Here is a 1,260-nt window from a genome sequence, read left to right on the forward strand (position 1 = left end):
GTGGGAGCAACTGTCTTGATGGTTTTCATCAAGCCATTTTTTCCAGAGGCGGCAACGCTCCCACGGCTGTACTCCGTGTAACTGCTTTAGGTAATAGCTACCGCAGGATTTTAGGCGGCGTGCTCTTTCCATTCAGATCCATCACGGATCATTGCGTTTAGGCGTACCAGCAAAACACGCATACACGCGATGAGTGCCACTTTGGCGCATTTTCCTTTCTCGCGCAGCGCCTTATATCGCGCGGCAAACTCAGGTTGAAACCGGATCACTGACCAACAGGCCATATACAGTGAGCGCCTCGCGGCGAACCTGCCGCCGCTGATATGACGCTTGCCTTTGTGCTTGCCGCTATCGTCGTTGTAGGGCGCAGTGCCGCTCAATGCTGCAATCTGATGTCTACCCACCTCGCCTAGCTCCGGAAGATAGGACATCAAGCTGGCCGCTGTAACAAGTCCTATGCCTTTGACTGAGCACAGAAGGGCTACTTTTTTACGATCCAGACGTTCTGCACTTTGGCGGATCAGGCTTTCCAGCTCCTTCAGCACTTTTTGCAAATAGTCGATATGACTCTGCAGCGCAGGCTTGACCACGTCAGAGGAGGTCGTTTTAAGCCGCCGTTTGTCGTCATCTCTTTGCTGAACAAAGTGCTCTCGCTGTTGGACCAGGGCGCGCAAATCATCCTGCTCGGCGCTGGTAACCCGGCTATCGGGCGATTTGATGACCGCTGCGAACTGCGCAAGAAGGCGTGCATCTATCGGATCGGTTTTGGCTTGTTGCCCCATAGCCCGGGCAAAGCTTTTGGCTCGGCAAGGGTTGATCCGAATGACTTCAAAGCCCGCGGCTTGAAGCGCTTTCATGACTTTGCGCTCGTAACCGCCAGTGGCCTCCAGCAGCACTCGACCCACGCGATGCAGGGTTAGCCATCCAATTAACCCAGGAAAATCACTCTGCGAATTAGAACAACTCATCGCTACATCCAGTTGATCAACCCGAATCTCGAGGCTACCGCTGGAGACATCAATACCTGCTGGATAGGAAAACATAGCCAAATCCTCTTACACTCAAGGTGAGAGCGCTCTGGCTTGGCCCACGCTTGTAACTGTTCGAGGTGGGCTCGTTCAACTGTTCGGGCTCAATGACCAGAGTGGAGAGGTGAGTGACAGCATGGGCTCCCACACGTGCTTTAAGCACTTCGGGCATTCAGCTTGTCACTCACCGCTCTCACCTTCAGTTTAAGTCTGGTTCAAGACACAAGCGGGC

General features: G+C 53.7%; 1 protein-coding gene. It reads right to left on the bottom strand.

The features are described 5' to 3' along the window. Positions 1 to 110: 110 nt before the first annotated feature. Complete coding sequence (locus tag K7431_RS30790; protein ID WP_012723008.1) at positions 111 to 1,043, bottom strand: IS110 family transposase; 933 nt, start codon at positions 1,041 to 1,043, stop codon at positions 111 to 113. Positions 1,044 to 1,260 lie beyond the last annotated feature (217 nt).

This window comes from Pseudomonas fluorescens group sp. (assembly GCF_020093335.1).
Taxonomy (GTDB): domain Bacteria; phylum Pseudomonadota; class Gammaproteobacteria; order Pseudomonadales; family Pseudomonadaceae; genus Aquipseudomonas; species Aquipseudomonas petroselini.

What these genes read in the sequence shown, in the direction of transcription:
- K7431_RS30790 (WP_012723008.1), bottom strand. Translation starts at nt 1,043, where the DNA reads ATGTTTTCCTATCCAGCAGGTATTGATGTCTCCAGCGGTAGCCTCGAG.